The sequence below is a fragment of the Naasia aerilata genome, from assembly GCF_030296595.1.
GTDB lineage: Bacteria > Actinomycetota > Actinomycetes > Actinomycetales > Microbacteriaceae > Naasia > Naasia aerilata.
This window is the reverse complement of sequence record NZ_AP027731.1, coordinates 1,343,080-1,364,328: the sequence shown is the minus strand read 5'-3', so window position 1 is coordinate 1,364,328 and position 21,249 is coordinate 1,343,080. Positions and strand designations below refer to the sequence as shown.

16 protein-coding genes, 3 tRNA genes and 3 pseudogenes are annotated in these 21,249 nt (G+C 70.8%); 6 read left to right on the top strand and 16 right to left on the bottom strand.

Annotated features, from left to right (window positions below; all coding sequences use genetic code 11):
• Positions 1 to 41: 41 nt before the first annotated feature.
• The 4 genes from QUE51_RS07380 to speB all read right to left on the bottom strand — a co-directional run bounded on the left by QUE51_RS07380 (position 42) and on the right by speB (position 4,815).
• On the bottom strand, positions 42 to 956 hold the full coding sequence (locus QUE51_RS07380; protein WP_286278886.1) for a nitrilase-related carbon-nitrogen hydrolase: 915 nt from the start codon (positions 954 to 956) through the stop codon (positions 42 to 44).
• Entirely contained in the window at positions 953 to 2,356 is a 1,404-nt protein-coding gene (locus QUE51_RS07375) for a purine-cytosine permease family protein (RefSeq protein ID WP_286278885.1), read from the bottom strand. The genes QUE51_RS07380 and QUE51_RS07375 overlap by 4 nt, the downstream gene beginning before the upstream one ends.
• Positions 2,357 to 2,463: 107 nt before the next feature.
• Positions 2,464 to 3,834 carry an amidase gene (locus QUE51_RS07370; protein WP_286278884.1) on the bottom strand — a complete coding sequence of 457 codons (1,371 nt, stop codon included), beginning with the start codon at positions 3,832 to 3,834 and terminating at the stop codon, positions 2,464 to 2,466.
• Between the two features lie 45 nt (positions 3,835 to 3,879).
• Positions 3,880 to 4,815 (bottom strand): agmatinase, encoded by a 936-nt coding sequence (gene speB, locus QUE51_RS07365; RefSeq protein WP_286278883.1) that lies wholly within the window; start codon positions 4,813 to 4,815, stop codon positions 3,880 to 3,882.
• 120 nt (positions 4,816 to 4,935) lie between these two features.
• Between speB and QUE51_RS07360 the strand changes: the two genes are divergently transcribed.
• Positions 4,936 to 5,520: a helix-turn-helix domain-containing protein gene (locus QUE51_RS07360; RefSeq protein ID WP_286278882.1), complete on the top strand. Its 585-nt coding sequence runs from the start codon at positions 4,936 to 4,938 to the stop codon at positions 5,518 to 5,520.
• Between the two features lie 223 nt (positions 5,521 to 5,743).
• Here the strand turns inward: QUE51_RS07360 and QUE51_RS07355 are convergent.
• Together QUE51_RS07355 and QUE51_RS07350 are read right to left on the bottom strand one after the other, a co-directional pair.
• Positions 5,744 to 5,817 (bottom strand) — tRNA-Met (locus QUE51_RS07355).
• A gap of 44 nt (positions 5,818 to 5,861) precedes the next feature.
• Positions 5,862 to 5,933 (bottom strand) — tRNA-Thr (locus tag QUE51_RS07350).
• 104 nt (positions 5,934 to 6,037) lie between these two features.
• Between QUE51_RS07350 and QUE51_RS07345 the strand changes: the two are divergent.
• Positions 6,038 to 7,806, top strand: a pseudogene (locus QUE51_RS07345) (glycoside hydrolase family 13 protein).
• A gap of 12 nt (positions 7,807 to 7,818) precedes the next feature.
• Here the strand turns inward: QUE51_RS07345 and QUE51_RS07340 are convergent.
• From QUE51_RS07340 to QUE51_RS07310, 7 genes are all read right to left on the bottom strand, one after another.
• Positions 7,819 to 8,622 (bottom strand): M23 family metallopeptidase, encoded by an 804-nt coding sequence (locus tag QUE51_RS07340; RefSeq protein ID WP_286278881.1) that lies wholly within the window; start codon positions 8,620 to 8,622, stop codon positions 7,819 to 7,821.
• Between the two features lie 113 nt (positions 8,623 to 8,735).
• Positions 8,736 to 9,545, bottom strand: a complete 810-nt coding sequence (locus QUE51_RS07335) for a M23 family metallopeptidase (protein ID WP_286278880.1) — start codon at positions 9,543 to 9,545, stop codon at positions 8,736 to 8,738.
• A gap of 182 nt (positions 9,546 to 9,727) precedes the next feature.
• Positions 9,728 to 10,549: an inositol monophosphatase family protein gene (locus QUE51_RS07330; protein ID WP_286278879.1), complete on the bottom strand. Its 822-nt coding sequence runs from the start codon at positions 10,547 to 10,549 to the stop codon at positions 9,728 to 9,730.
• Positions 10,546 to 11,664 (bottom strand): hypothetical protein, encoded by a 1,119-nt coding sequence (locus QUE51_RS07325; RefSeq protein WP_286278878.1) that lies wholly within the window; start codon positions 11,662 to 11,664, stop codon positions 10,546 to 10,548. Before QUE51_RS07325 ends, QUE51_RS07330 begins: the two co-directional genes overlap by 4 nt.
• A 131-nt stretch (positions 11,665 to 11,795) precedes the next feature.
• A tRNA-Tyr gene (locus tag QUE51_RS07320) sits at positions 11,796 to 11,877 on the bottom strand.
• Positions 11,878 to 11,953: 76 nt separating this feature from the next.
• Complete coding sequence (locus tag QUE51_RS07315; protein WP_286278877.1) at positions 11,954 to 12,187, bottom strand: hypothetical protein; 234 nt, start codon at positions 12,185 to 12,187, stop codon at positions 11,954 to 11,956.
• Positions 12,166 to 12,633, bottom strand: a complete 468-nt coding sequence (locus tag QUE51_RS07310) for a hypothetical protein (protein WP_286278876.1) — start codon at positions 12,631 to 12,633, stop codon at positions 12,166 to 12,168. Before QUE51_RS07310 ends, QUE51_RS07315 begins: the two co-directional genes overlap by 22 nt.
• Positions 12,634 to 12,742: 109 nt before the next feature.
• On the opposite strand from QUE51_RS07310, the gene QUE51_RS07305 reads away from it, so the two are divergent.
• From QUE51_RS07305 to QUE51_RS07295, 3 genes are all read left to right on the top strand, one after another.
• Positions 12,743 to 13,231: a YajQ family cyclic di-GMP-binding protein gene (locus tag QUE51_RS07305; protein ID WP_286278875.1), complete on the top strand. Its 489-nt coding sequence runs from the start codon at positions 12,743 to 12,745 to the stop codon at positions 13,229 to 13,231.
• Positions 13,232 to 13,371: 140 nt separating this feature from the next.
• The gene (cls, locus tag QUE51_RS07300) at positions 13,372 to 14,835 is read left to right on the top strand and encodes a cardiolipin synthase (protein WP_286278874.1); all 1,464 of its coding nucleotides are present in this window, start codon (positions 13,372 to 13,374) and stop codon (positions 14,833 to 14,835) included.
• 233 nt (positions 14,836 to 15,068) lie between these two features.
• Positions 15,069 to 16,514 (top strand): HNH endonuclease signature motif containing protein, encoded by a 1,446-nt coding sequence (locus QUE51_RS07295; protein WP_286278873.1) that lies wholly within the window; start codon positions 15,069 to 15,071, stop codon positions 16,512 to 16,514.
• Positions 16,515 to 16,651: 137 nt separating this feature from the next.
• On the opposite strand, the gene QUE51_RS07290 is transcribed toward QUE51_RS07295, so the two are convergent.
• The 3 genes and pseudogenes from QUE51_RS07290 to QUE51_RS07280 form a co-directional block, all read right to left on the bottom strand.
• A complete protein-coding gene (locus tag QUE51_RS07290) occupies positions 16,652 to 18,013 on the bottom strand; it encodes an FAD-dependent oxidoreductase (protein WP_286278872.1) in 1,362 nt (453 codons plus the stop codon).
• A gap of 54 nt (positions 18,014 to 18,067) precedes the next feature.
• Positions 18,068 to 19,126 carry a polyprenyl synthetase family protein gene (locus QUE51_RS07285; RefSeq protein WP_286278871.1) on the bottom strand — a complete coding sequence of 353 codons (1,059 nt, stop codon included), beginning with the start codon at positions 19,124 to 19,126 and terminating at the stop codon, positions 18,068 to 18,070.
• Positions 19,123 to 19,796: pseudogene (locus tag QUE51_RS07280) on the bottom strand (class I SAM-dependent methyltransferase). Before QUE51_RS07280 ends, QUE51_RS07285 begins: the two are co-directional and overlap by 4 nt.
• Positions 19,797 to 19,920: 124 nt before the next feature.
• Between QUE51_RS07280 and QUE51_RS07275 the strand changes: the two are divergent.
• Positions 19,921 to 21,152, top strand: a pseudogene (locus QUE51_RS07275) (isochorismate synthase).
• Positions 21,153 to 21,249: the final 97 nt, after the last annotated feature.

The following is a 21,249-nucleotide window of genomic DNA, read 5'->3' as shown; positions in this document are numbered from 1 at the left end:
CCGCTCGACGCCGGTGCGACGCCGGGTGTCGATGCGCAGCGTCAGCACGTCGGGTCGGCTGTAGTGACCGGCGACATCCAGCTCGGCGTGCGCCTCGTCCGCCGCGTCGAGATCCAGCTCCGCGACGATGAGCCGGGGCACGCCGCGCACCGGCTCGACGAGCCAGCCGCCGTCCGGGCCGGCGATCGACGAGCCTCCGTCGAACAGGATCCCGTCGGTGGGCGCCTCCGGACCGACACCCGCGCGGTAGGCGTCCCGCAGCTCGGTCGGGAGGTCATCCGTCGTGACGAAGGCGGCGGCGGAGACGACGAAGCAGCCCCCTCGCGCGCGTAGGTGCGGGCGGCGAGCTCGTGCAGCTCCGGCATGTCCGGCCACGCCGCGACGTGGATCTGCTCGCCCTCCGAGTGCAGCGCCTGCCGCGCCAGGGGCATCCAGTGCTCCCAGCACACGAGCCCGCCGACCCTCCCCGCCGGTGTGTCGACCGCGCGCAGGCCCGCCCCGTCGCCCTGCGCCCAGACGATCCGCTCGGTGTGGGTCGGCACGAGCTTGCGGTGCAGGTTCAGCAGCCGACCGTCCGGACCCACGGTGGCGAGGCTGTTGTAGAGGGTGCCCCCGCTCCGCTCGTTGATGCCGAGCACGACCGTGGTGCCCGCACGTCGGGCTGCGGCGCGCACCGGGGCGAGGTCGTCGTCACTGTCGTCGGCGCCCCCGACGACAGGGCTCTCCCGGAGCAGGCGTCCGTACCAGCGGCGGCCCTCCGGGTCGCCCCATCCGGCCATGCCGAACACCCACGCCGGGTAGCCCGTCACCCAGGTCTCAGGGAACACGACGAGGTCCGCGTCGGCCGCTTCCTCGATGGCCTCGACGGCGCGATCGAGCGTCGCCGCAAGGTCGAGCAGAACGGGCGGACGCTGGACGATGGCGACCGTGCGGCGGCCGCGCTGGATCCGGCTCACTCGAAGTCGACTCCCTCGAGCTCGCGCTGGCTGCGGCGGCGCGCCTCCTCCTCGGCCCTGCTGTCGAGGCCTCGAGCGAAGATCCAGTACAGCCCGCCCGCGACGACGAGGCCGATGGCGAACGAGATGTCGGCGCCGCCGATGGCCTCCGCGATGGGGCCCGTGTAGAGGCCGGGAAGGGAGAAGAAGGGGATCATCACGAGGAAGCCCACGCTGTAGGCCACCAGGCCCCGCCACGACCACTTCTTGTAGATGCCGTCCGGGTTGAAGATCTCCGTGATCGCGTACTTGCCGTGCCGGACCGCGTAGAAGTCGACGAGGTTCACGGCCGTCCATGGGACGAGGAAGTAGAGCATCAGCAGGACGAAGTTGTTGAAGCTGCCGAGGTAGTCGTCCGGAATGAGCAGTGCGGCGAGCACCGTGATGAGCCCGACGATGACGAGGCCGATGACGCGCGTCCGCACGCCGCCACGGACCTTCTTGAACGCGTCGACGCCGCTGACGCTCGTCAGCATGGCGCCATAGGCGTTGACCCCCATGATCGAGATGAGGGCGAGCGTCGAGATCAGCACCACGATGGTCCCGAAGCCGGGGAACAGGCTGTCGCCCACCTGCTTGATCGAGCCGATCGCGTCGACCTCCGGGAGCCGGCTGGCGAGCAGCGAGCCGAGGCCCATGAGCCAGACCGCAGACCCGGCCGCGCCCAGGTACGTGTAGAAGATGAGCTTCGGCGCGGACGACTTCGCGGGCAGGTAGCGGGAGTAGTCGGACACGTAGACGGCGTAGCTGATGTTGTAGCCCGCGGCGAGCGAGAACTGGATGAGGAACGCGGTGCCGTCGAACCCGCCCGCGTCCGCGGGGGCCGGAGCGGGCAGGGTCGTGAACGCGAGGACGGTCGTGATCGCGAACGCGAGGATCAGGAGGTAGGTCAGCCAGCGCTGCACGAAGTGCAGGAGGTCGTGGCCGACGACGGCGATCACGATCGACAGGGCGGTGAGGACCGGGTACCAGAACCACTTGTTGGCGGGGAGGACGAGCCCGAGTCCCTGGGTGGCCAGGATCACATCGAACACCATGAACCCGATGTAGACGAAGACCGTCGCGATGAAGGGGACGATCACGCCGCGGCTGCCGAACTGCGCCCGCGACTGGATCATCTGCGGCAAACCCATGCGCGGACCCTGGTTCGCGTGGAACGCCATGAAGAAGGTGCCGAAGCAGGCGCCCAGCACGATGGCGAGGAACGAGAACCCTGCAGAGAGCCCCAGCTCGGGGCCGAGGAACCCGATGACCATCGTCGGCAGGACGAAGTTGCCGGTGAACCAGAACGGCGCCTGGTGCCACAGCTTGCCCCGGCGCTCCGACCAGGGGACGTAGTCGATCGAGTGCCGCTCGATCACCGGTCCGGCGGCGGCGCCGGGCTGGGGGCGTGGGACATCATGTGCTCCTCGGGGTGGTGGACGTGAACTCGGGAAAGAGGCAGGGCCGGCCCCCTGGTGGGAGGCCGTCATCCGAACTCCGGATACCCTGGCGCCGTCCGGGGCCAGGGGTAGGCGGCCTCCCAGCGTGCGGCGACCTCGAGCAGCCCGAGGTCCGCCCAGCGCGGCATGGTCACCTGCAGGCCGAACGGCATGCCGTCCGGGCCGAGCGGGGCGGGCAGGGAGATCGCCGGGAGGCCGGTCATGTTCTGGATCGCTGTCGAGTAGGCCTCGGCGCCGATGAGCCCGGCTCGTCCCCCGTCCGGAGCCCAGCCGAGCTCGGCGACCGTGGGCGTCACGAGCGCGGCGCCGCCCGCGAGGAGCTCGTCGAGGCGGGCGATCGCGTCGAAGCGGCGGCGGCGGGCCGCGAGGTAGTCCGCCGCCGACACGGTGAGCCCCTCCAGCAGGAACTCGCGCGCGCTCGGATGCAGCAGCTCGGCGTCGCGCTCGATGCGCTCCCGGCCGAACGCCGAGGCGTGCTCGGCCGTCGCGAGGACGAACCAGTCCTCGTCCGGACTCCAGTCGGGAAAGAACGACTCGGGGATGCGGTGCTCGACCGGCACACCGAGGAGTTCTGCCAGCTGCGCCGCGCTCGCGGCGAACGCGTCGGCGACCTCGGCGGGAAGGGGGCCGAGATCGTCGGTCCGCTCGGCGACGATCAGCCGGGTGGGCAGCGCGGATGGCGGAAGCGGGGTCGGCAGCGCGGTCGGGTCGCCGTCGACCGGCCCGGCGAGGACGGTGAGCAGCAGCCGCACATCGTCGGCGCTCGTCGCCATGATCCCGTCGGTCGAGAAGTCGATCCAGTCCGGCGCCGAGCGTCGGCCGATCACGCCGTTGGTGGGCTTGTAGCCGAGCAGACCGCAGAAGGCGGCCGGGATGCGGATGGATCCGCCGCCGTCCGTGCCCGTCGCGATCGCCGAGAGCCCGGCCGCGAGGGCCGCGGCGGAGCCGCCGCTCGATCCTCCGGGCGAGCGCCCCAGGTCCCATGGGTTGCGCGTGGCCCCGAAGAGGAGATTGTCGGTGTAGCCCTCGATGCAGAACTCGGGGACATTGGTCTTGCCGACGACGATCGCCCCGGCCGCGCGCAGCCGCTCGATCGAGACGCCATCCCGGGACGCCGCCGGCGCATCGGCGAACCAGCGGGACCCGTGCGTCGTCCGCATTCCCCGGACGTCGTCGTTGTCCTTCGCGAGCACTGGCAGGCCCGCGAGCGGCCCGGGGTCGTCCCGTCCGGCGACCGCCGCGTCGATCGCGTCCGCCTCGGCGCGCGCCTCGTCGGAGCGCTCGGCGACCACCGCGTTCAGGTCGCGGTTCGCCTCGATCCGCTCAAGGGATCGCTCGACCAGCTCGCGCGCCGTCGTGCGGCCGTGCCGGACGTCGGCGGAGAGCCGGCGCAGCATGCCGGGGGAGGAAGGGGAGACGTCGTCGTCATGGAGGGGCGCGGATCAGGACCGCGGAACCATGGAGGTCAGCAGCTCGTAGGCGACGTGCGAGGCGGCGATGCCGGTCAGCTGCGCATGGTCGTAGGCGGGCGCGACCTCCACGACGTCCGCGCCGACGATGCGGTGCTCCCGGAGCCCGCGGAGGAACTCCAGCAGCTCGCGGCTCGTGAGGCCCCCGGCCTCAGGGGTGCCCGTGCCGGGCGCATGCGCCGGGTCCAGCACGTCGATGTCGACGGATACGTACACCGGCCGATCGCCGAGGCGGGCGTGCATGCGCTCCAGCGCAGCGGCCATCCCGTGCCGCTCGACGTCGTGCGAGCCGAGGATCGCGAACCCGAGCCGGGCGTCGTCGGCGAGGTCCTCGCGGCCGTAGAGCGGCCCGCGGATGCCGACGTGCAGGCTCGCGGTCAGGTCGATGAGCCCCTCCTCCGACGCGCGGCGGAAGGGCGTGCCGTGGGTGACCGGGGCGTCGAAGTAGGTGTCCCAGGTGTCGAGGTGCGCATCGAAGTGCACGACCGCGACCGGCCCGTGCCTCTTCGCGACGCTGCGCAGCAGCGGAAGGGCGATCGTGTGGTCGCCGCCGATCGTCAGCAGCCGCGTGCCACCCGCGGAGAGGGCGTCCGCTCGCTCCTCGATCTCCCGGACGGCGTCCTCGATGCTGAACGGGTTCACGGCGATGTCGCCGGCATCCGCGACCTGGAGCTCGGCGAACGGGGAGACGTCCTGCACATGGTTGTAGGGACGCAGCAGGCGGGATGACTCGCGGACGTGCGCCGGGCCGAAGCGCGCGCCCGGCCGATAGCTGACGCCGCTGTCGAACGGGACGCCGACGACCGCGATGTCGGCCCGGTCGACCTCCTCCAGCCGCGGCAGAAGCGCGAACGTCGCGATCCCCGCATAGCGCGGGGTGCGACTCGAGTCCCGAGGACCGATCGGCACGATGACCTCCTAGGTGGGGAACGATTCGCGACGCACACTACCCCCGAGTTGTCCAAGAGACAACGTTCGATGCCCACTGGGGCACAATCCCGCACGCGCGGCCCACCTACACTCGGGGCCATGCGAACAGTGCATCCGGCGCCCGAGGCCGGCCCCTTCCCGATCGGCCCCAAGCTGCGGACCACCCGGATCGCGCAGGGTCTCACCATCGCTCAGCTGGCGGAGGCCACCGGGCTGAGCAAGGGCTTCGTCAGCCGCCTTGAGCGCGACGAGACGTCGCCGAGCGTCGCAACCCTTCGGGCCGTGTGCCAGGTCCTCTCCCTGCCCATCGGGTCGCTCTTCGAACCGCCCGACAGCCAGGTCGTGCACCTGGCGGAGGCGCCGCTCATCAACTTCGGCGGCTCGTTGGTGGAAGAGCGGCTGCTGACGCCCCGGTCCGAGGCGGGTGTGCAGCTCCTGCGATCCGTGCTGGAACCCGGATCCTCCGGCGGTGACGACTTCTACACGATCGCCTGCGAGGTGGAGGCGCTCCATGTCCTCAGTGGCGGCGTGACCCTGCGCTTCCCGGAGCGGAGCGTCGAGCTGGCCGCGGGCGACACCCTGACGTTCGCCGGCCGGCAGCCGCACACCTGGGTCAACGCCACCACCGCGGTCAGCGAAGTGCTGTGGGTGATCGTGCCGGCCGCCTGGAGCGGGTCGCGCTGAGCGAGGCGGGGCGGGACGCGCTGAGCGAGGTGGACGCCGGGGCGGGACGCCGGGGCGGGACGCGCTGAGCGAGGTGGACGCCGGGGCGGGACGCCGGGGCGGGACGCGGGGGCGGGACTTGATCCCTGGCGCAAGCATGCGCCAGGGGCCCACCGGGGCGATATTTCGCGCCCAGCCCCCGGTGCCCAACAAAAAAGGCCCCAGAGGGGCCGTTTTTGTTGGGTAGCGGGGGCGGGACTTGAACCCGCGACACCACGATTATGAGCCGTGTGCTCTAACCACCTGAGCTACCCCGCCGCAGCTCCACGTCGTCCGCCCGGGAGCGGAGCCTGTGGAGTTCGAGCCCCGACTCAGGATTGAACTGAGGACCTTCTCCTTACCATGGAGATGCTCTACCACTGAGCTATCGGGGCGCTTCGAGGCGGAAACTGCGCGCCCCCGCCTCAGGCACCGTAAGAGGTTAGCACCTCGCACGCAAGCGAATGCGACCCCAGCAGGGGCGTCATAGGGTGCTGGGGTGACGATCGCCGCGACCCCCAATCCCGAGACGCCCGAGAGCGAGCCGGACGTCCTTCCGACCGCCACCGGTCACGCCGACGAGTGGTGGCGGTCCGCCGTCATCTACCAGATCTACCCGCGCTCCTTCGCCGACAGCAGCGGAGACGGCATCGGTGACCTGGCCGGGATCGCGAGCCATCTCGACTCGCTCGTCGAGCTGGGGATCGACGCCGTCTGGCTGTCCCCCTTCTACCGCTCGCCGCAGCACGATGCGGGCTACGACGTCGCCGACTACTGCGACGTCGATCCGCTGTTCGGCACCCTCGACGACTTCGACCACCTGCTCGTCTCCGCCCACGACCGGGGCCTCAAGGTTCTCGTCGACCTGGTGCCGAACCACACCTCGAGCGACCACCGCTGGTTCCAGGAGGCGCTGGCCGCCCCCGAGGGCAGCCCCGAGCGGGCGCGCTACCTCTTTCGCGACGGCAAGGGCCCGACCGGCGACCTGCCGCCCAACAACTGGAAGTCCGTCTTCGGCGGGATCGCCTGGACGCGCGTGACCAACGCGGACGGGACGCCCGGCCAGTGGTACCTGCACCTGTTCGACCAGAGCCAGCCGGACCTCGACTGGACCAACCCCTGGGTGCACGAGCAGTTCCTCGGCATCCTCCGCTTCTGGCTGGATCGCGGCGTCGACGGGTTCCGCGTCGATGTCGCGCACGGGCTCGTAAAGGCGGAGGGACTGCCGGACTGGGACCGCTCGGAGAACACGGGCGGCTCGATGGGCGGCGCGGGCGTCCCTCTCGCTCCCCAGATCGAGGCCGTGGCGGACGACGACGTCGACCGGCCGCCCTACTGGGCCCAGGAGGGCGTGCACGAGATCTTCCGCGAATGGCGGCGGCTGCTGGACGAGTATTCGGCCGAGGGAAGCGGCGGCGACCGCATCCTGGTGGCCGAGGCGTGGGTCGACCCGCTCCGGAAGCTCGCCGAGTGGGTCCGTCCCGACGAGATGAACCAGGCGTTCAACTTCACCTACCTCGAGGCCCCTGGCAGGCCGCCGCGCTGCGCCTCGTGATCGACGGGTCGATCACCGAGTTCGGCCGGGTCGGGGCCCCCAGCACCTGGGTGCTCTCGAACCACGACGTGGTCCGGCACGCCAGCCGGCTGGCCCTCACCGCGGAGAACCCTCAGGGCGCCGGCATCGGGCCGAAGAGCGAAGGGCAGCCGGTCCCCGAGCTCGGACTCCGCCGGGCCCGCGCGGCGACGACCCTCATGCTCGCGCTGCCGGGCAGCGCCTACATCTACCAGGGCGAGGAGCTGGGGCTGCCCGAGGTGATCGATCTCCCGGACTCGGCGCGGCAGGACCCCACCTGGCGGCGAACCGGCGGAGAGCGCTACGGCCGCGACGGCTGCCGGGTCCCCATCCCCTGGGAGGCGGCCGCACCGGCCTACGGCTTCAATACGACCGGCGAGAGCTGGCTGCCCCAGCCTTCGGACTGGGCGGAGTTCGCCCGCGACAGCGAGCAGGGCCGGCCCGGCTCCACGCTCGAGCTGTACCGCCTCGCCCTCGCCATGCGCCGCGAGCAGGCGCTCGGCACCGGAGCCATCGAGTGGCTTCCCGGGTACGCCGACGACGTCGTGGCTTTCCGCAACCGCGGCGTGACCGTGATCGCGAACCTCGGCACGACGCCCGTCGAACTGCCCGTCGGCAGCGTCCTCGTCTCCAGCGAGGCCCTCAGCGAAGCGGCGCTGCCCACCGACACGACGGTCTGGCTGACGACCGACTGATCTCGTGCGCCGTCAGTGCGCGTTCTCGGTGAGCCACGCCACGGGATCCACGTTCTCGGTGCCGTTCAGCCGGATCTCGAAGTGCAGGTGCGGCCCGAAGGCGAAGCCGGTGTCGCCCACTGTGCCGATCAGCTGACCCGTGCGGACCTCCTGGCCGACGGCGACGGCCACCGAGCCGTGCTCCATGTGGCAGTAGACGGACGAGACCAGCTCGCCGTTGATCCGGTGGTCGACGATGACGTGCACGCCCAGGCCGTCGTCGGACTCCTCGACGTAGCGCACCACACCCGCCGCGATCGACTGGATCGGCGCACCCCGGCCGGGAAGGAAGTCGACGCCACGGTGCATGGTCACGCCGCACGTGTCGCAGAGCACGCGCGGCCCGAACTGGTCCGACATGGGCACGCCCCACGCGAACGGCCACTGCACCGTCCAGGAGGAGTCGTTGTAGAAGGCCGCTGCTCGGCCCGCGCTGACGACCGCGAGCTTGGCGCGGAGCGAGGTGACCGTGTACTGGTCGCGGCTGATCGGCACGTCCGCGCCGCCGCTGATCGCGCTCAGCTGCTGCGGCTGCACGGAGGCGACCGTGATCGTGGGCGCGTACGCCTCGGCGAGGTCGGCGGGCGTCAGGAGGGAGTTGATGGGGATCGTCGTCACCACCGTGACGGCGGCGACGAACACCATCGTGAACAGGCTGCGCAGGGCGCGGCGGGTGGGCCGGCTCTGCTGCGGCGCCGTGCCCGGGGCGGGCGACTGGTAGAGGGCGGCCTCGAGCGAGCGCTCACTGCGGAGAAGAGCCCGTCGGCTGGACTGCATTCGGCTGCTCGCTCCCGGTTCGCTGACGTCGTCAGGCTAAGGGAGCCCCATTCGGGGGACGAGCAGCCTGCCAGGCGAGTCGGAAAGCGACCGTGAGCCAGGCGTTCCGCGGATCAGCGGACGTGCGCCTGCAGCCAGGCGTTCGGGTCGACCGGCTCCGCGCCGCCGAGCCGCAGCTCGAAGTGCAGGTGCGGCCCGGTGGAGTCCCCGGTGTTGCCAACGAGCCCGATGACATCCCCTGCGCGCACCGCCTGGCCGACGGAGACCTGGACGGAGCCGCTCTGCATGTGTGCGGAGGTCGTGGTCACCAGCTGTCCGTCGATGAGGTGGTCGATCACGGCGTGCACGCCGAGGCCGCCCTCGGTGCCGATGCTCGTCACGACCCCGTCGGCCATGGCGTACACGGGATTGCCGTAACCGGGCAGGAAGTCGGTGCCCAGGTGGAACGAGGAGCAGCCGGAGCACGGCGAGACGCGCGGGCCGAATCCGTCGGAGACGCGGACGGGGCCGTCGAAGGGCCAGCGGACGGCCGTCTCGGTGTTGTTCGCGAAGCTCTCGACCTTGCTGAACTCCGGAGCGAAGGCGTTCTGGGCGGCAGTGCGGACGTCGTAGCCGTCCCGCACGATGTCCGCAGAGCCCGCGGTCGACATGGCGAGTACCTGACCCGAGTCGCTGGACGAGTGGCTCTGCAGCGCCGCCACGTCGTCGACGCGGAGGAGTGCGTTGGCCGGCACCGAGGTGACGAACGCCATTCCGGCGACGGCGGCCATGGTCGTCATCGTGAACAGCGGCCGGGCGAGTCGTGACAGCAGCGAGCGGCGGCGGGGCTCGGGACGGACACTGGCGCCCTGTCGGCTGCGGCGGGGGCCGCGGGCGGGCGCGAGTTCGAGAGTCTCCTGTCGGCGCAGTTCCTTGCGGGTCACCGGAGCGGCTTCCGGGGCGCGGACGTCGGAGGGGAAAGCTGAGGGCAAGTCGCCAAGTCTCTGTCGGCCGGCTCAGAGGCGCCGGTGCGGGCAAATTCTCTGCCCTCTCGAGGAGGGCCGCGGACCAACCTAGGCGGCGAATGCCCGAAAAGCGAGTGCTGGGCCGCAATTGGAGTCGACGCTCAGGATCGCGGGCGCGCCTCGACGACCACCTGGAGGAGCTCCTCGGCCAGTCCGGGGGCGGCCGCGATGAGCAGCTCACGACCACCGGGAGCGCCGTCGCGGCCGACGACCGCGGCCCCCGCCTCCCGGGCGATGAGGCCGCCCGCGGCGTGGTCCCACGCGTTGAGTCCCCATTCGTAGAAGGCGTCGTACCGTCCGCACGCGACGTTGCAGAGGTCGAGGGCCGCGGAGCCGATGCGCCGCAGGTCACGTGACCGCCGAAGCACCTCGGACGCCACCGCGATCTGCGGCTCGCGGTCCGGGAGCCTGTACGCGAAGCCGGTTCCGATCAGCGCCCGGTCGAGCGCGACGCCCTGGTTCACCCGGATTTCGTCCTCGCCGAGCCGCGCGCCGCCGCCTGCGGATGCGGTGAACACCTCCTGCGTGGACGGGTTCACGACACATCCGGCGAGTCCTCGCCACGTCAGCGGATCCGGGTCGCCTTCGACCACGGCGACGCTGACCGACCAGGCGGGCAGGCCGTACAGGTAGTTGACGGTGCCGTCGATGGGGTCCACAACCCAGGTGAGGCCGCTCGTCCCGCCGCCGGAGCCCGACTCCTCGCCGAGGAAGCCGTCGTTCGGGCGTGCCTCGGCGAGCAGGGATCGGATGAGCTGCTCCGCGTCGCGGTCCGCCTGGGTCACGATGTCGATGGGCGTGCTCTTCGTGGCTGCGACCTCGACGCCCTCTCGCCTGCGCTGCAGGGCGAGGGCCCCGGCCGCGAGCGCGGTGTCCCGCGCGATGAGGAGCAGCTCGTCCAGGCCGTGCGGTGCGAGGGTCATGCCCCCATCCAACCGCCCCGCGCCAGGGAGCGGAACGAGGGCCGCCGCAGGGACAGTGCAGGACGGCCGGCGGGCGGCGCTTCCGTCACCGGGGCGAAGGGGATGTCCGCGGCGTCCGTCCAGCGGACGAGGGTCAGGTCGCTCGTCTGGAAGCCGCCCGACCCGGACGCGGCGGAGAGGTAGAAGAGGCCGCCGCCCAGCGACTCCATGCCGACATCGGCGGTCTGATACCAGCCGCGGATCCCGGTCTCCGAGTCGCGCAGCCCGAGCGGCGCGAGCGCCACCAGGTCTCCCCGCACCCCAGTCAGTCCCTCGAGCCGGGAATACCGCGGCTTCGCTCGGGCCTCGACTGCGAAGAGCGTGAAGTTGGGGAACCGGTCCTTCCGGCCGGGATAGACACCGAGCCGCCAGAGCCCGCTGGAGGTGTCGAAGTCCAGATTCTGCACGCCGAACGTGGTGTTGCCCGTGTAGAGGAACACCTTCGCATCCGGTTCCCGAGGGCCGCTGCGGTGCGGTGCCGCCTCCACGAGCGGGCGCGCGAGCCGGTCCCAGTCCGCCACGTCGTACTGCAGGAGGATCTGGTGGTCGTTGTCCTGACGGTGGACGTCCGAGTGGATGCCATAGGCGACGGTGAGCAGAGGCTCTCCCGCTGTCTCGCCGAAGAGCGGGCCGAAGGCGATGCCGTCGATGCCGCTGCAGCCGAAGCGCCCCGAGCCGTAGTCGGCCGCCACCTCTCCCAGGTGGACGGTGCGGACCACCGATCCGTCGGCAGCGTCCAACCCGGTCCGGTCGACGGCCTCCGCGTCGAACACCGCGACGTAGAACGCCCCGGCCGCCTTGTACTCCAGCGAGCCGTACACGCGTCCGTCGCGCTCCGAGAACTCGATGTCGCCCAGGTGGCCCGTGAAGCCCGAGACGGTGCCGAGGAGATTTCCGGCCAGGTCCGTCTTCACCAGCACCGTCGTGAACGAGAAGTAGATGTGACCCCGCGACCGGTCGACAGCGATGCCCTGAACGTGGCTCGTGGGCCAGAAGCCGCCGTTGAGCGTGAGGGGGAAGGAGGTGGGAGGTGCGGGGAGGGGTGAAGGCGGGGCGATGGAGGTGAGGGTGTCCATGTCCCCTCAGTGGAACCGAGGAGGGTGACCGGCGGGAGGGCTTCGGGTTACCGGCAGAGGGACGGGAGAGGAAGAGTGGGATTCTCCTCACGAACGCGAAAAGGGCCGCAGTGCGGCCCTTTTCGTGTTCGTGGCGAGTGAGGGATTCGAACCCCCGAAGGCTACGCCGGCTGATTTACAGTCAGATCCCTTTGGCCGCTTGGGTAACTCGCCAGGCTGCTCCGACCCGGTCGTTCGACCTGGTCGGAGGCGCTCGACAAGGATACAGACGCGCCGGACCGTTCCGAAATCAGTCCGGCCTCGGTGCCGCCTCCTGCTGCGGGCCTGTGGGGTTCACGGCCCGCCAGGTGGGCCACAGCTGGAAGTACCGCCTGCCGCCGAGCCAGAGCGACAGGACGAAGAAGATCACGGCGACCACCGCGCCGACCACGACGGTGAGGACCGTGCCACCCCCGCTCGACGAGGTGACGGCCGCGCCGAGGAGCCCGACCAGCGCGGTGTTCACCGCGATGATGAAGACCATGCTGCTGCCGGCCACCTGGCCGAAGGAGCTCCGAGGGCCGAGGAAGTAGTAGGTGAGCTCGCTCCCCGCCGATCGTCGTGAGCCGAGGCGAGCAGGTACGGCTCGATGCCGGGGTCGAGCGCCACGTATGCGGCGCGCAGCCGGTTCATGGCGAGGACGTACATCAGGTCCTCCATGCCGACGTTGAGCACGCGGATCTCGGTGAGCACGCCGACCAGGCAGATGAAGGCCAGCACCACGATCGAGAAGAGCCCGAACATCTCGCTGAACCGCGTCGCCTGTCCGACCAGGGCCAGGCTCACGAGCCCGGCGGACACGAGGGTGAGGAACATGTTGATGCGCGTCAGGACCTCGCTCTGCGTCGTGCTTCGCGAGGCGAGGAGGCTCCAGTGCTCGGTGGCGAGCAGCTGCGCTCGCACGGGAGGCGGATCGGTGTCGTCGGGCATCCGGCCCCTTCGCTCGGGTCTCCTGGAGGTGCGGCAATGGTCCACCCCGCCGCCGCCGCCCACAAGGGCCGCCTGGGACCGCGGGCCCGACCCTCGTTACGATTGCCGCATGGCAGATTCCTCGTTCGACGTGGTCAGCAAGGTCGACCGGCAGGAGGCCGACAACGCGCTCAATCAGGCCCGCAAGGAGGTCGAGCAGCGCTACGACTTCAAGGGCACCGACTCCTCGATCGCCTGGAGCGGGGACACCATCCTCATCAAGGCCAACAGCGAGGATCGCGCCAAGGCCGTGCTCGACGTCTTCCAGACGAAGCTCATCAAGCGCGGCATCTCGCTGAAGAGCCTCGAATCCGGTGAGCCGCACGCGAGCGGACGCGAGTACCGGATCGAGTCGACCCTCAAGGAGGGCATCGACCAGGAGCACGCGAAGAAGATCGGCAAGATCATCCGCGACGAGGGCCCAAAGGGCGTGAAGAGCCAGGTCACGGGCGACGAGCTGCGCGTCTCGTCGAAGAGCCGCGACGACCTGCAGGCCACCATCGCCCTGCTGAAGGGCCAGGACCTCGACCTGGACCTTCAGTTCGTCAACTTCCGCTGACCGCGGGCGCTCGCCGGGCCGAATCGGCGTTTCCGGGCCGAAGCGGCGGCCCGCTTTGCCCGAATAGGCCCGTCATTGGCGCCCGGACGCCCCCGAATGCGGCGAAGACGGCGGAAAACCGCCTCAGTAGACTGCGGCGCATGGATGTCGCCAGTGCAACGCTGGCGATTGCCATCCTGCTGATCATCCTCGATCTGTCGATCCGGGTGGGCGCCGTCATCCTCATCCCGCGCAACCGGAAGCCGACCTCGGCCACCGCCTGGCTCCTGCTCGTGCTCTTCCTGCCCTACGTCGGCCTGCTCCTCTACCTGCTCATCGGCAGCCCTCGGCTCCCGAAGCGGCGGCGGGAGCGTCAGAAGGACATCGACGAGATCATCCGGGACACCACCGAGGGCATGGACCGGGTCAACCGCACCGCCAGCTGGCCCACCTGGCTGGAGTCGGTCGTCGAGCTGAATCGGACCCTCGGCTCCATGCCCCTCGTCGGCGGCAACAGCGCACGGCTGCTGCCGAACTACGACGAGTCGATCCGCGCGATGGCCGACGAGGTGAACCGCGCGCAGCGCTACGTGCACGCGCAGTTCTACATCCTCTCCGCCGACCCGGCGACGGAGCCGTTCTTCGCCGCACTGGAGGCGGCCGTCAAGCGAGGCGTGAGCGTCCGGGTCCTGCTCGACCACGTCGCGTCGCTCCAGTACCCCGGCTACCGGAAGACCATCAAGCGCCTCACGCGCGCCGGCATCGACTGGCGGCTCCTGCTCCCCGTCCAGCCGCTCAAGGGCCGCTGGCAGCGCCCGGATCTCCGCAACCACCGCAAGCTCCTCGTGGTCGACGGCACCGTCGCCTACATGGGCTCGCAGAACATGATCGACCGGAGCTACAACCGGTGGATCAACCGCAAGCGGCATCTGCAGTGGAAGGACCTGATGGCCCGCCTCCGCGGACCCATCGTGGCCGGCATCAACGCGATCTTCCTCACCGACTGGTACGGCGAGACCGGCGAGCTGCTGACGAGCGAGGTCGAGCCCATGGAGGACCAGGTGGCCGATCACATGCTCGACTGCCAGGTGGTCCCGAGCGGCCCGGGCTTCGAGGGCGAGAACAACCTGCGGCTCTTCAACGCCCTGCTCTACTACGCACAGGAGCAGCTGATTATCGCGTCGCCGTACTTCGTGCCGGACGAGTCGATGCTCTACGCCATCACGACAGCGGTGCAGCGCGGGATCCGCGTCGAGCTCTTCGTGTCGGAGATCGGGGACCAGTTCCTGGTGTCCCGCGCCCAGCGGTCCTACTACCGCGAGCTGCTCGAGGCGGGCGTCGTGATCTGGCTCTACCACCGCCCGGTCGTCCTGCACGCGAAGCACTTCACGGTCGACGACGAGGTGGCCGTCATCGGGTCGAGCAACATGGACATGCGGTCGTTCAGCCTCAACATGGAGGTGTCGCTCATGGTGCGCGGCCGCGACTTCGTGGGCCAGCTGCGCCATGTCGAGGCCGACTACCGGCGCAGCTCCCGGCGGCTCACGCTCGAGGAGTGGGACGACCAGCCGTTCTGGGGCTCGGTCGTCGACAACCTCGCACGGCTCACCTCGGCGCTGCAGTAGGGCGCACTCACCACTCACCACTGTCAGAAGGATCTGCATGTCTCGTCGCCGATACGGCCTCGTCCACTTCCTCTTCGACGTCATCATGTGCGTGCTCACGGCGGGCTTCTGGCTGATCTGGATCTTCGTCCGGGAGATGCGTCGACGCTGATCCGGACGCCGACGCAGCGAGGGGGCGATGTCGGAGGGTGGTCGTACCTTGTGGGCATCGGATCGGAGAGGAGTCCCTGCTCATGTCGCTGTTGACTCCTTCGACCGGCGCCCCGGACGGCGGGTCCGAGGGCGCCGAGCGGCTGACCGCGCTGCGCTACGCGGTGGATGATCTGCAGCTGAACGAGCGGGACGCGAACTTCTTCACCGCTCAGCGCTACGTGATCGTGGACGAGGTACGCCAGGCGTTCGAGAACGCCTACGGCGCCTCCCTGACCACCGACCCAGCGGGCCTGCAGGCCCGGGCGATGCGGGCGGAGGTCGCCGGGGCGCTGTGCATCCCGGAGGTCACCGCGGAGGCGCTGGTGGTGCGGGCCCGCACCCTCGTGCACGAACTGCCCACGACCCTGGAGAAGTTTCGCGACGGGGCGTTCGGGGAGCGGCACGCCCGGATCCTCGCCGACGCCACCGCCGGCCTCAGCCCGGCCGAGATTGCCGAGTTGGAACGACGGGCGCTGCCGTACGCGGAGACGCTGACCGCGGCGAAGTTCGATCGCAAGGTGAAGGTGCTGGTGCAGCTCATCCACCCGGACGAGCTGACCGAACGGCACCGGAACGCCTACGCCGAGCGCGAGGTCCGCCGAGAACCGGCCAGGGACGGCATGGCCTGGATCGGCGCCTACCTGGCGGCACCGATCGCGTCCGGGATCGACGACTTCCTCGACAAGGCCGCCCGATCGCTCAAGACGAAGGACGAGACCCGCACTCACGCCCAGTTGCGCGCGGATGTCTTCCGCGACGTCCTCCTCGACGACGGCGCCATCCTCCCCGCCGAGGACGGCCACACCCACGCCCGGATCCCGAACGCCCGACCCCGCGGCATCGTGCCCACGGTGCACGTGACCGTTCCGGCTCTCAACCTGGTCCCGTTCACCGCCGGCGGAGCCGCGGAGCCCGACTTCGAGTCAGCGGCCGATCAGCTCGCCGCCCTCCCGGCTCTCAAGCTCGCCGGCCGCTACGGGGAACCGGCCATGCTCGCCGGTTACGGGCCCATCGACCCCGAGACCGCCGCGCAGCTGGTCGGGCAGTCGAAAGGGCTGCACCGGATCCTGACCGACCCCGACACTGGAGTCACCGTCCAATTCGGCCGCACCCGGTACCGGATCCCGGAGGAGCTGGCTCGGTATCTCCGTCAACGGGATGGGACCTGCCGGTTCGTGGGCTGCAACCGGCCCGCGGAACGCTGCGACCTCGACCATACGAAGCCATGGGAGGAAGGCGGCTGCACCGACGCCTGCAACCTCGCCTGTCTCTGCAAAGGCCACCACCGCCTCAAACACGGCACCGACTGGACCATCCGGCAGGACCCGAATGAGTCCGGCGAGCTCATCTGCATCTCACCAGCCGGAAAGATCTACCGCACCGAACCCGCCAACAAAGTCACCGCCGGCCCACCCGGCAGGCCGCTCGGCAGAGCGGTTGCGCAGACCGAGTGGGCACCGGCGGAAAGCGATATCGCGCCGTTCTGAGCTAAACACCGATTCAGGGTTCGCCCCTCTTCCACTGAATGAGAAGCGTTGCAGGCGCGTCTCGAAATCCGCTCATACGCGCGCGCCAACCCGTGGAGCGGCATGCTCTCGAGACGCCCCCTTCGCGGGCTCCTCAATCAGCGGTGGGCGGACGCGGCCCGGGAGACCTTCGTCATGTCCTCGCGGGGGACGACCTTGATCCGGGTGCGGCCGACCGCCTCGCCCAGGGCGAGCTCGTGCGCATCCAGCCGGTGCCAGCCGTCGATCGTCGTGTAGGGCACGCCCCGCTCCTCGAGCAGCGCCGGCACGGATTTCTCGCTCGGATCCTCCGGCGTCCACCAGTTCGCCTGGTCCGACAGGACGTGCGCGAGGGTCTCCATCGCGTCGCTCTTGGTGTGGCCGATGAGACCGACGGGCCCGCGCTTGATCCAGCCGGTGGCGTAGACGCCGTGGACCGGCTGGTCGTCGTCGTCGAGCACCTGGCCCTCGCGGTTCGGGATGACGCCCCGGCGGGAGTCGAAGGGGACCTCGGGCAGCGGCGAGCCGAAGTAGCCGACGGCGCGGTACACGGCCTGCACGGGCACCTCGCGGAACTCGCCCGTCCCGCGGACGCCGCCCTCGCCGTCGGGCTCGGTGCGCTCCCAGCGGAACGCCTCCACTCGGCCGTCTCCGACGATCTCGACCGGGTTCGCGAACCAGTGGAAGTGCAGTCGCCGGCTCGCCTGGCCGACCGGGCGCTTGCGCCACTGCTGGAGGACCCGGTCGATGACGAGCACCTGCTTGTTGGTCGCGATCGCCGTCTTCGAGGCCTCGTCGTAGTCGAAGTCCTCGTCGTGGACGATCATGTCGACGTCCCGGATCTCGCCCAGCTCGCGGAGCTCGAGCGGCGTGAACCTCACCTGAGCCGGACCGCGCCGCCCGAACACGTGCACGTCCGTGACCGGCGACGCCTTGAGCCCGTCGTAGACGTTGTGCGGGATCTCGGTCGGCAGAAGGTCGTCGGCGTGCTTCGCCAGGATCCGCGCGACGTCGAGGGCGACGTTGCCGTTGCCGATGACGGCCACCTCGCGCGCCTCGAGCGGCCACTCGCGCGGGACGTCGGGGTGGCCGTCGTACCAGCTCACGAATCCCGCGGCCCCATAGGAGCCGGGGAGGTCGATGCCCGGGATGTCGAGATGGGCGTCGCGCATGGAACCGGTCGCGAAGATGACGGCGTTGTAGTGGCGCTTCAGGTCTTCGAGCGAGATGTCGGTGCCGTACTCGACGTTGCCGAAGAAGCGGACGCCGCCGCCGTCGAGCACCTCGCGGAGCGCCGAGATGATGCCCTTGATGCGCGGGTGGTCCGGCGCGACGCCGTAGCGGACCAGGCCGTAGGGGGCGGGAAGGCGCTCGAACAGGTCGATCGACACGTCGAAGGCGCGCTCGGCCTTCCGGATGAGATCGGCGGCGTAGATGCCTGCGGGGCCCGCGCCGACGATGGCCAGCCGAAGCTTGGTCATGAAAGGTTCCTCACTTGTGTACGTCGGCCGTCCGGCCGGGAGTGCTGACGCGATCTAGCTCGACCGCTCGACCATCGCCTCCGCGAAGCGGGTCAGGGCCTTCTTGACGGTGCCCTCGGGAAGCGGGGCGAGCGCGTCGACCGCCTCGCCGGCCCAGCGTCGCGACTCCGCGAGCGTGACGGCCGTCACCTCGTGGTCGCGGAGCTCCGCGATGGCGTCCGGCAGCGCCGGCGAATCGTCGGCGATCGCCGTGTCCAGCCGCTCCAGCAGCGACGCGGCGGCAGGATCCTCTCCCGCGCGCCGGCGCAGGTACAGCAGCGGCAGCGTGGGCACCCCGGCCCGAAGGTCGGTTCCGGCGACCTTGCCGGTCTCCTCGACCTTCGGCGAGAGGTCGAGCACGTCGTCGACGAGCTGGAAGGCGACGCCGATCCGCTCGCCGAAGAGGAGCACCGGCTCCTCGTATTCGCGCGCAGCGCCGGAGAAGTGGACGCCGAGCTGGGCGGCCGCTCCGAGCAACGATCCCGTCTTGTCGGCGAGGACCCCCAGGTAGTGGTCGACCGGGTCCTCGTCGGGCTGGGGACCCACCGTCTCGTGCAGCTGGCCGAGCACCAGCCGCTCGAAGGTGTCGGCCTGGAGCTCGATCGCCCGCGCACCGAGCGAAGCCACCAGCTTGCTGGCTCGGCCGAACAGGAGGTCGCCGGTCAGGATGGCGACCGAGTTGCCCCACACCGACTGGGCGGTGGGCACCCCGCGCCGCTGCTCGGCCTCGTCCATGACGTCGTCGTGGTAGAGCGAGGCGAGGTGGGTGATCTCGACCGCCTCGGCCGCGGTGAGCACCTCGGCGGTGGTGCCATCGCCCAGCTGGGCGGTGAGCAGGGTCAGGAGGGGGCGCACGCGCTTCCCTCCCGCGGAGAGGAGGTACCGGCTGGTCACGTCGGCGATCCCGTCGGCGAACGCGACCTCGCGCAGCAGCCCCTCCTCGACGAGTGCGAGCCCCTTCTCGATGTCCGCGGCCGTCGCCCGGTCCTCGGCGCTCGAGAAGATCCGCTCGGTCAGGCCGATCTGCGAGGACAGCGACTTGCTCCGCCGCGCGACCGGCACCGCCGGAGTCATCGGCCCGCCCGCCCGCCCGGCCGGCGGCCGCGGTGCAGTGCCACCACACCCGCGGTGAGGTTGCGGTAGCCGACGCCCTCGAATCCGGCGTCCCGCAGCCACGAGCTCAGCGTCTTCTGGTCCGGCCAGTCGAGGATCGAGTCGCCGAGGTAGTTGTACGCCGGAGCGTTGGAGCTCGTCACGCGAGAGACGATCGGCAGCACCCAACGGAGGTAGAGCGAGTAGCCGAGCCGGATGAGGCCGAGCGGCGGTCGGGAGAACTCGCAGATGACGATGCGGCCGCCCGGCTTCGTGACCCGGAAGAGCTCCGCCAGGGCCAGCTTCGGGTCGTGCACGTTCCGCAGCCCGAAGGACATGGTGACGGCGTCGAACTCCTCGTCGGCGAACGGCAGGTCCTGGGCATCCGCGTGCACGAACTCGATGCGCGGGTTGCCCGCGTTCCGGCGGCGCCCCACCTCGAGCATGCCCTCCGAGAAGTCGGCGGCCACGACGCTCGCGCCCGAGCGGGCGAGTGCAGCGCTCGAGGTGCCGGTCCCCGCGGCGAGGTCGAGGATGCGCTCCCCGCCTTCGGCGCGACAGCACGCGTGGTCGCCGCGCGCCAGATCTTGTCGTTGCCGACCGAGAGGACGGTGTTCGTGCGGTCGTACCGCGCCGACACCTGGTCGAACATCGCGGCGACGTCCGCGCCCCTCTTGCTGAGGTCGGCCTGATTCACGGGTCGATTCTAGGGTGAGGCGGCTGTGCGGCCCCCGGCGGTCAAGCGCTCAGCAGGCCCGGCGTAGGCTGATCCGGTGCTGCCCGCGCCGACGACCTCCCTGTCGGTGACGACCGAGTCGCTTCCTCCGGGGGCCCTGCTTCCGCTCGCCGACCCGGTCCGTCCCCTCGTCTGGCTGCGCCGGGACGCCGGCCTGATCGGCATCGGTGAGGCGGTTCGCCTCGAGTTCGGCGGTCCGACCCGCATGGCGGACGCCGACCGGGCCTGGAGCGAGCTCGCCGGTCGGGCCCGGGTCGAGGACGCGGTCGGGGTCCCGGGCACGGGACTCGTCGCCTTCGGCACGTTCGCCTTCGCGGAGGACTCCAGCCGCACGAGCACCCTGATCGTGCCCCGCATGATCGTGGGCCGCCGCGGAGACGCCTCCTGGGTGACGCGGATCGCCGTGGACGGCGCCCCCGGCGAGGCGCCCGCTTCCGAGCCCGTTCCGGCCGACGGGTACGGCCTCGCCTTCGCCGAGGGACTCATGTCGGAGGACGGCTACCGCTCCGCGGTCCGGTCCGCCCTGGCGAGCATCGAGGGGGACGGTCTCGGCAAGGTCGTGCTCTCCCGAGAGCTGGTGGCCTCGCTTCCCGCGGGCGCCGATCTGCGCACCGCGCTCGAGCGTCTCGCGACCGGCTATCCGGACTGCTGGACGTTCGCCGTCGACGGGCTCATCGGCGCCAGCCCCGAGACCCTCGTGACCTCGGAGGGGGACGGGTCGGGGCGCGGGTCCTCGCCGGGAGCACCGCCCGCGGCTCCGACGATGCCGCCGACGCCGCGCAGGTCAACGCACTCCTGGTGTCGGCCAAGGACCTCGACGAGCACGAGTACGCGGTCGTGAGCGTGCTCTCCGCCCTCGCCCCCTTCGTCCATGACGTGTGGGCGAGCCCCGCCCCGTTCCCGCTGCGCCTGCCGAACGTCTGGCATCTGGCGAGCGACGTCGAAGGGCAGCTCGCCGGAGGGACGAGCGTGCTGCGGCTCCTCGAAGCCCTCCACCCGACGGCCGCCGTCGCGGGGTCGCCGACGGACGAGGCCCTCGACCTCATCCGCGAGCTCGAGCCCTTCGATCGCGGGCGGTACGCGGGGCCGGTGGGCTGGGTCGACGCGGCCGGGGACGGCGAGTGGGCGGTCGCGCTGCGCAGCGCCCAGGTGGAGGCGGACGGCCGGGTCACGGCATACGCGGGGGCCGGCATCGTCGCCGGCTCCGATCCGGACCGCGAGCTCGCCGAGACGTCCCTCAAGCTGCGCCCGATCACCGACGCCTTCCGCTGACGCTCAGCTGGGCGGCGCTGCTGTTTGGAGCGGGTGCGCTCAGTCGCGCCGGCGGCGCAGGGTGGGCGCGAACTGGCGGATGAGGCCGATCACCATC

Coding starts and splice junctions, on each gene's coding strand:
- QUE51_RS07370 (WP_286278884.1), bottom strand. CDS start 3,834: ATGCTGCGCCGGCTCTCCGCCGACGTCCGGCACGGCCGCACGACGGCG.
- QUE51_RS07360 (WP_286278882.1), top strand. CDS start 4,936: ATGCGAACAGTGCATCCGGCGCCCGAGGCCGGCCCCTTCCCGATCGGC.
- QUE51_RS07340 (WP_286278881.1), bottom strand. CDS start 8,622: ATGCAGTCCAGCCGACGGGCTCTTCTCCGCAGTGAGCGCTCGCTCGAG.
- QUE51_RS07330 (WP_286278879.1), bottom strand. CDS start 10,549: ATGACCCTCGCACCGCACGGCCTGGACGAGCTGCTCCTCATCGCGCGG.
- QUE51_RS07325 (WP_286278878.1), bottom strand. CDS start 11,664: ATGGACACCCTCACCTCCATCGCCCCGCCTTCACCCCTCCCCGCACCT.
- QUE51_RS07315 (WP_286278877.1), bottom strand. CDS start 12,187: ATGGTCTTCATCATCGCGGTGAACACCGCGCTGGTCGGGCTCCTCGGC.
- QUE51_RS07310 (WP_286278876.1), bottom strand. CDS start 12,633: ATGCCCGACGACACCGATCCGCCTCCCGTGCGAGCGCAGCTGCTCGCC.
- QUE51_RS07305 (WP_286278875.1), top strand. CDS start 12,743: ATGGCAGATTCCTCGTTCGACGTGGTCAGCAAGGTCGACCGGCAGGAG.
- cls (WP_286278874.1), top strand. CDS start 13,372: ATGGATGTCGCCAGTGCAACGCTGGCGATTGCCATCCTGCTGATCATC.
- QUE51_RS07295 (WP_286278873.1), top strand. CDS start 15,069: ATGTCGCTGTTGACTCCTTCGACCGGCGCCCCGGACGGCGGGTCCGAG.
- QUE51_RS07290 (WP_286278872.1), bottom strand. CDS start 18,013: ATGACCAAGCTTCGGCTGGCCATCGTCGGCGCGGGCCCCGCAGGCATC.
- QUE51_RS07285 (WP_286278871.1), bottom strand. CDS start 19,126: ATGACTCCGGCGGTGCCGGTCGCGCGGCGGAGCAAGTCGCTGTCCTCG.